Source organism: Mesorhizobium sp. L103C131B0 (genome assembly GCF_000502275.1).
Classification (GTDB): Bacteria; Pseudomonadota; Alphaproteobacteria; order Rhizobiales; family Rhizobiaceae; genus Mesorhizobium.
Genome location: NZ_AYXC01000016.1, coordinates 257,503 through 264,488, shown reverse-complemented (window position 1 = coordinate 264,488; position 6,986 = coordinate 257,503). Strand labels below are relative to the sequence as shown.

Annotated in this window: 7 protein-coding genes; all 7 read left to right on the top strand. The window is 64.2% G+C overall.

The features are described from left to right. Positions 1–696 (top strand): energy transducer TonB (locus tag X730_RS141680; RefSeq protein WP_023827122.1); only part of this gene is annotated, 696 nt, incomplete at its 5' end. 171 nt (positions 697–867) lie between these two features. Then, a complete protein-coding gene (locus X730_RS141685; protein ID WP_023732923.1) occupies positions 868–1,962 on the top strand; it encodes a transporter substrate-binding protein in 1,095 nt (364 codons plus the stop codon). Next, positions 1,959–2,558: an ANTAR domain-containing protein gene (locus tag X730_RS141690; protein ID WP_023715884.1), complete on the top strand. Its 600-nt coding sequence runs from the start codon at positions 1,959–1,961 to the stop codon at positions 2,556–2,558. The genes X730_RS141685 and X730_RS141690 overlap by 4 nt, the downstream gene beginning before the upstream one ends. After that, complete coding sequence (locus X730_RS141695) at positions 2,536–3,438, top strand: ABC transporter permease (protein WP_023693235.1); 903 nt, start codon at positions 2,536–2,538, stop codon at positions 3,436–3,438. Before X730_RS141690 ends, X730_RS141695 begins: the two co-directional genes overlap by 23 nt. A gap of 13 nt (positions 3,439–3,451) precedes the next feature. Further along, a complete protein-coding gene (locus X730_RS141700; protein WP_023698726.1) occupies positions 3,452–4,372 on the top strand; it encodes an ABC transporter permease in 921 nt (306 codons plus the stop codon). Positions 4,373–4,400: 28 nt separating this feature from the next. Then, the gene (locus X730_RS141705) at positions 4,401–6,044 is read left to right on the top strand and encodes an ABC transporter substrate-binding protein (protein WP_023681456.1); all 1,644 of its coding nucleotides are present in this window, start codon (positions 4,401–4,403) and stop codon (positions 6,042–6,044) included. Further along, entirely contained in the window at positions 6,034–6,978 is a 945-nt protein-coding gene (locus tag X730_RS141710) for an acetamidase/formamidase family protein (RefSeq protein WP_023747348.1), read from the top strand. The genes X730_RS141705 and X730_RS141710 overlap by 11 nt, the downstream gene beginning before the upstream one ends. The last annotated feature ends 8 nt before the right edge of the window (positions 6,979–6,986 follow it).

Genomic DNA, 6,986 nt, shown 5'->3' with positions numbered 1-6,986 from the left:
GTTGCCGAACTGAAGCCCGTCGTAGAGCCCGAGCCCGGTCAGCCGGAGCCGGTCACCGAGAAGACGGAAGCGGTTCAACCCGCCGCTCCGATCGAGACGGCAGCGGCCGAGCAGCCCGATCAATCGCCGCCGCTGGATGAGGTGGTGCCCGACATCGTCCCGACCATAGCGCCGGATGTGGTCATTCCGCTGCAGACCAGGCCGGTGGAGACCAAGCCGACGGAGGACAAGCCGGTGGAGGACAAGCCGATCGAGAAGGCGAAGAAGGCTGCCGAAAAACCCAAGCCGAAAGCAAAGAAAGAGAAGAAGGAAAAGGCCGCGCCGGCGAAAGCGGTCGTGACCGCCAGTGTCGATCAAAAGGCAGCGGCGAAGGCGTCGGCGCCGAAGGCTTCGCAATCGAGTGGATCATCAGTCAATGCAAGCAAATGGAACTCCCAGCTGATCGGATGGATCAATCGGCACAAGCGCTACCCGAGCGCGGCAAGGTCGCGGCGCGCCGTGGGTACCGCAAATGTGACCTTCGTCGTCAGCGCTTCGGGCAAGGTGACCTCCGTCCGGCTGACACGATCTTCGGGGGACGCCGATCTCGATCGCGCCGCGCTCGGCATTCTGCAGGGTGCGACGGTGCCCGCGCCACCGCCTGAGAAGGCCGGTACGGCTGTCGTGGCGCCTTTGATGTTCACGCTGCGGAACTAGAAGCAGCCGGACAAGGCCGATCCCATGACCACGTACTTTCCCGCTTGACTGACCCGCCGGACCGAATACGCTAGCGCAAAATACCGGCCTTGGTCGCCGGGCGGCAAATATGCCTCGCATGCCTCGCCCTCCGGCGCTGGCTGCGGGGCATTGTCATTTCTGAGGATCGGTTTGAAACGGCGTATCGAGATCGGCATCCTGTATTCCCGCTCGGGCAGCTACCAGCTGGTCTCCGATGCGTGCCGGATGGGCGCCATGCGCGCCATCGCCGACATCAATGCCGATCGGAGCTATGGCATCGAAGTGGTTCCGGTCGAGCGCGATCCGCAAAGTAATGCCGATCGCTACGCGACTTTATGCGAGGACATTTTCAGGACCAGCAGCGCGCGCCATGTCGTCGGTTGCGTCACCTCGTGGAGCCGCAAGGAAACCATCCCAGTGCTGGAGAAGGCCGGCGGCATGCTCTGGTATGCCTGCCCCTATGAAGGGTTCGAGGCCAACGAGCATGTCGTCTACATGCACGCCTGCCCCAACCAGCATCTGGTTCCGCTGATGGCGCATGTCGTGCCGCGTTTCGGCGCCAACGGCTTCCTGCTCGGCTCGAACTACATTTGGGGCTGGGAGATGAACCGCGTGGCGCGCGACCTGATCGCGGATGCCGGCGGCAAAGTGCTGGGCGAGCGCTATCTGCGCATCGGCGAGACCGACGTGTCGCGGCTGATCGCCGAGGTCCGGGCGACGCGGCCGAGCTTCATCCTCAACAATCTGATCGGCACCTCATCCTACGCCTTCCTGGCGGCTTACCGCGAGCTGGGCGATGAGGATGCGGCATTCAGGCCGGAAAACTGCCCCGTCATCTCCTGCAACCTCACCGAAGGCGAGTTGCCGGCGATCGGCGAGACAGGGAAAGGGCATCTGTCGGTCGGGCCCTATTTCGCGCCCCGGCCGGCTGCCTTCGCTTCGTCCTTCGAGGCCTCCGCCTATGCCTCGGTGCAGGTGATGGCCGACGTGCTGTCGCGCGACACTGATGCCGGCCCGGCGGAATTTTCCAAAGCCTTCGCCGAGCGACGCTTCTCCACCCGGCTCGGGCCGATCGCCATCGACGCCCACTCCCAGCACGCGACGCTGCCGGTGATCATCGGCCGGATCGCCGATGGCTTCTTCGAGGTCGTCAGCCAGGAGGATGAGGTCGCGCCGGATCCCTATCTGTCGCGCTACGACCCCGCCAAGACATTCGGCCGTCCGCGCCTGAGGGTGGTGTCATGACCCGGACGCGCATCCCCAATCTCGGCGGCGCGCGGGCTTTCATCCTGCATCGCCCGCATCCGACGGTGCAGGCCATCACCAGGCAATTGTCGGCCATCGGCCTGGCTACGATCGACTGCTGGCCGGAATTGCCGCCGGAAGCTCTCGCGGCCGATTTCGTTTTCTTCGATGCCGATCTCGGCTTTGACGAGCAATTCCCGTGGAAGCCGGGCGAGGCGCCGATGCCGCTGGTGGCGCTGATCGGTTCCGAGGCGCCGGGGCGTATCGAATGGGCGCTGTCGCACAAGGCCGATGCGCAGCTGCTGAAGCCGGTCGGCAATGCCGGTGTGTACAGCGCATTGCTGATCGCAAGGCAGAGCTTCGAGGCACGCAAGCATTTAGCCGGCGAGATAGCGTCGCTGCGCCAGCGCGTCGCCGAGCGCCAGACCATTGTGCGCGCGGTGACGGCGCTGTCGAAAGGCAGCGATGACGAGCGTGCCTATGCACAACTGCGATCGCTGGCGATGAGCTGGCAGATCAGCGTCGAGGATGCCGCGCGCAGGATCGTGGCAATGACGGATGAGGAAGGCGGCGATGACCAGTCCCATCGCGCCTGATCTCCCGGTACGCATGCCGGCAAAACCGCGCGCCGGCGTCTGGCGTCGGCTGGTCAAACGCCGCCTGGCGCTGCTCGGGCTGGTCATCGTCGCCATTGTTGTCGCCGGCGCTGTGCTGGCGCCCCGGCTGACCGGCTACGATCCCAACGAGCAGATGTTCGACGGCCTGACCATCGAGGGCTCGCCGCTGCCGCCCAGCGCCCAGTATTGGCTCGGCACCGACCTGCTCGGACGTGACCTCTTGACCCGCATCCTCTACGGCGCCCGCACCTCGCTGATCATCGGCATCGTCGCCAATGGCGTGGCGCTTTTGATCGGCACTTTGGTGGGCGTCACCGCAGGCTATTTCCGCGGCTGGATCGGCAGTGCGCTGATGCGCTTCACCGATCTGATGATGGCGTTCCCGGCGCTGCTGCTCGCCATCTGCCTGGCGGCAGTGTTTCAGCCGAGTCTGTGGATCGTCGCCATGGTCATCGCGCTGGTCAACTGGGTGCAGACGGCGCGTGTCATCTACACCGAGACCTCATCGCTGGCCGAGCGCGAGTTCATCGATGCCGAGCGCAGCATCGGGGCGAGTGCGCCGCGCATCCTATTTCGCCACATCCTGCCGCATCTGCTGCCGACCATCATCGTCTGGGGCACGCTCGGCATCTCGACCACGGTTCTGCTCGAGGCGACGCTTTCCTTCCTCGGCATCGGTGTGCAGCCGCCGACCGCGTCGTGGGGCAACATCATTTTCGAGAACCAGACCTATTTCCAGGCCGCGCCCTGGCTGGTGTTCTTCCCCGGCGCCGCAATCCTCGCGTTGGCGCTGGCCTTCAATCTGATCGGCGACGCGTTGCGCGACATCCTCGATCCGACGCAAAGGGGCCGGGAATAATGGGGGGCCGGTCATGATCGCCTATCTCGGCCGCCGGCTGATCCAGTCGCTGCTCATCCTGCTTGGCGTCTCGCTGATCACTTTTGCGCTGCTCTACCTCTTGCCGGCCGACCCGGTGCGGCAGATCGCCGGCCGCAGTGCCACGCCGCAGACGGTGGAAAACATCCGCCAGCAACTCGGCCTCGACCAGCCTTTCGTGGTCCAGTACTGGCACTATCTGACGAAGCTACTCAGCGGCGATCTCGGCCGCTCCTACATCCAGCGCTCGGAGGTCACCGAACTCATCGTCTCGCGGCTGCCGGCCAGCCTGCTTTTGATGGTCGGCGCCATCCTTTGCGAATTGCTGATCGGGCTCTCGATGGGCCTGATCGCGGCCGTCAAGCGCGGCACCGCCACCGACCAGACGCTGATGGTCGCCTCCTTCGTCGGCGTCTCGGCGCCGCAATTCGTGGTTGGCCTGTTGCTGCTCTACGTCTTTGCCGTGCGGCTAAGCTGGTTTCCGATCGGCGGCTACGGCACATGGCGCCATCTGGTGCTGCCGTCGTTGACCATGGGCGTACTCGGCGCCGGCTGGTATGCGCGCATGATGCGCTCGTCGATGATAGACGTCCTGCGCCAGGATTATGTCCGCACGGCGCGGGCCAAGGGCCTGGCGCGCAGCGCCATCATATTCCGCCACGCACTGCCGAATGCCATCCTGCCGGTCATCGCCATGATCGGCATCGACATCGGCATCTTCATGGGCGGCATCGTCGTCGTCGAAAGCGTGTTCGGCTGGCCCGGCATCGGTCAGCTGGCGTGGCAGGCGATCCAGCGCGTCGACATTCCGATCATCATGGGCGTCACGCTGGTGTCGGCCTTCGCCATCGTGCTCGGCAATCTGCTCGCCGACATCATCGCGCCGTTCATCGATCCCCGCATCAAGCTCAGATGAAAATGAAACAGAGAAAGGGAACACAACAATGAAAAAGTTTCTCGCATCCACAGTCGCGGCATCCGCCTTGGCCCTCATGCTCGGCATGACAAGCGTCCGCGCCGAAGACACGGTCGATCCCAACGCCAAGCAAGGCGGCGCCATCACCATCACCTACAAGGACGATGTTGCGACCCTCGATCCGGCGATCGGCTATGACTGGCAGAACTGGTCGATGATCAAGAGCCTGTTCGATGGGCTGATGGATTACGAGCCGGGCACCACCAATTTGAAGCCCGACCTCGCCGAAAGCTACGAGATTTCGCCCGACGGCCAGACCTTCACCTTCAAGCTGCGCCATGGCGTGAAATTCCACAATGGCCGCGAGATGACGGCCGACGACGTGAAATATTCGCTTGACCGCGTCACCAATCCGAAGACGCAGAGCCCCGGCGCTGGCTTCTTCGGCTCGATCAAGGGCTATGACGATGTCGCCGCCGGCAAGGCCGAAGGCCTTTCCGGCGTCACCGTCGTCGATCCCTACACGGTGAAGTTCGAGCTGACCCGGCCCGACGCCACCTTCCTGCATGTCATGGCCATCAATTTCGCCCATGTCGTGCCGAAGGAAGAGGTCGAGAAATATGGCGCCGATTTCGGCAAGCATCCGGTGGGCACCGGCGCCTTCAAGCTCGCCGAGTGGACACTCGGCCAACGCATCGTCTTCGAGCGCAATGCGGATTACTGGCACAAGGGCCTGCCGCATCTCGACAAGATCACCTTCGAGATCGGCCAGGAACCGATCGTGGCGCTGCTGCGCTTGCAGAAGGGCGAGATCGATGTGCCCGGCGACGGCATTCCGCCGGCAAAATTCCAGGAGGTGATGGCCGATCCCGAGCAGAAGGCGCGCGTCGTCGAAGGCGGTCAGCTGCACACCGGCTACGTCACCATGAACACTACCATGGCGCCGTTCGACAATGTGAAGGTGCGTCAGGCCGTCAACATGGCGCTCAACAAGGCGCGCATCATCCAGATTATCAACGGCCGCGCCGTGCCGGCCAACCAGCCGCTGCCGCCGTCGATGCCGGGCTACGACAAGGAATACAAAGGTTATCCCTATGACGTAGCCAAGGCCAAGGCGCTGCTGGCCGAGGCCGGTCATCCCGATGGTTTCGACACGCAGCTGTTCGCCATGAACACCGATCCCAACCCGCGCATTGCCCAGGCGATCCAGCAGGACCTGGCGGCCATCGGCATCAAGGCCAGCATCCAGTCGCTGGCGCAGGCCAATGTCATCGCCGCCGGCGGTGACAAGGCCGGCGCGCCGATGATCTGGTCGGGCGGCATGGCCTGGATCGCCGACTTCCCCGATCCGTCGAATTTCTACGGCCCGATCCTCGGCTGCGCCGGCGCGGTGCCGGGCGGCTGGAACTGGTCGTGGTACTGCAATAAGGACCTCGACGCCAAGGCGGCCGAGGCGGATTCTGTGGTCGACCCGGCAAAGGCCGGCGAACGCGACAAGATGTGGAGCGCCATCTACGACAAGGTGATGGAAGACGCGCCCTGGGCGCCGGTCTTCAACGAACAGCGCTTCACCATGAAATCCGCCCGAATGGGCGGCGCCGACAACCTCTATGTCGACCCGGTCCATATCCCGATCAACTATGACAATGTGTACGTAAAAGATGTGCAATAGCTGCGACTACACCATCCATGGGCGCCATCACCATTTCGGCTGGGACAATTCCTTTATCCCGGCCGAGCGGGTGGCGCCCGGCGCGACCATCGAGTTCCAGTGCCTCGATGCCGCCGGCGGCCAGCTGAACGCCGACAGCACGGTCGCCGAAATCGTCAAGCTCGACTTCGCCGGGGTCAACCCGGTGACCGGGCCGATCTTCGTCGAGGGCGCCGAGCCGGGTGACGCGCTCAAGGTGACGATCGAGATGTTCAAACCGTCCGGCTTCGGTTGGACGGCGAACATTCCCGGTTTCGGCCTGCTCGCCGACGACTTCACGGAACCGGCGCTGAACATCTGGAAATACGATGCAGCCGCGCTCGAACCGGCGCTGTTCGGGAAAAACGCGCGCGTGCCACTGAAGCCGTTCGCCGGCACCATCGGCAATGCGCCGGCTGAGATGGGGCTTCACTCGGTGGTGCCGCCACGGCGGGTCGGCGGCAATCTCGACATCCGCGATCTCGCTGCCGGCACGACGCTCTATCTGCCGGTTGAGGTGGCCGGCGCGCTGTTCTCGGTCGGCGATACGCACGCCGCACAAGGCGATGGCGAGGTCTGCGGCACGGCGATCGAGAGCCCGATGGACGTCGTGCTCAAGCTCGACCTTGTCAAGGACGCCAGGCTGAAGACGCCGCGCTTCACCACGCCGGGCCCGGTGACGCGCCATCTCGACGCCAAGGGTTACGAGGTGACGACGGGGATTGGGCCGGATCTGATGGCGGGCGCGAAGGAGGCGGTGGCGCAGATGGTCGATCTGCTCGCTGGGCGTTACCAGATCGATCCGGTCGAGGCCTATATGCTGGCCTCGGTGTGCGGGGACCTGCGCATCAGCGAGATCGTCGACATGCCGAACTGGGTGGTGTCGTTCTATTTTCCGCGTTGCGTGTTTGAATGACGGTACGT

Coding starts and splice junctions, on each gene's coding strand:
- X730_RS141690 (WP_023715884.1), top strand. CDS start 1,959: ATGACCCGGACGCGCATCCCCAATCTCGGCGGCGCGCGGGCTTTCATC.
- X730_RS141695 (WP_023693235.1), top strand. CDS start 2,536: ATGACCAGTCCCATCGCGCCTGATCTCCCGGTACGCATGCCGGCAAAA.
- X730_RS141700 (WP_023698726.1), top strand. CDS start 3,452: ATGATCGCCTATCTCGGCCGCCGGCTGATCCAGTCGCTGCTCATCCTG.
- X730_RS141705 (WP_023681456.1), top strand. CDS start 4,401: ATGAAAAAGTTTCTCGCATCCACAGTCGCGGCATCCGCCTTGGCCCTC.
- X730_RS141710 (WP_023747348.1), top strand. CDS start 6,034: ATGTGCAATAGCTGCGACTACACCATCCATGGGCGCCATCACCATTTC.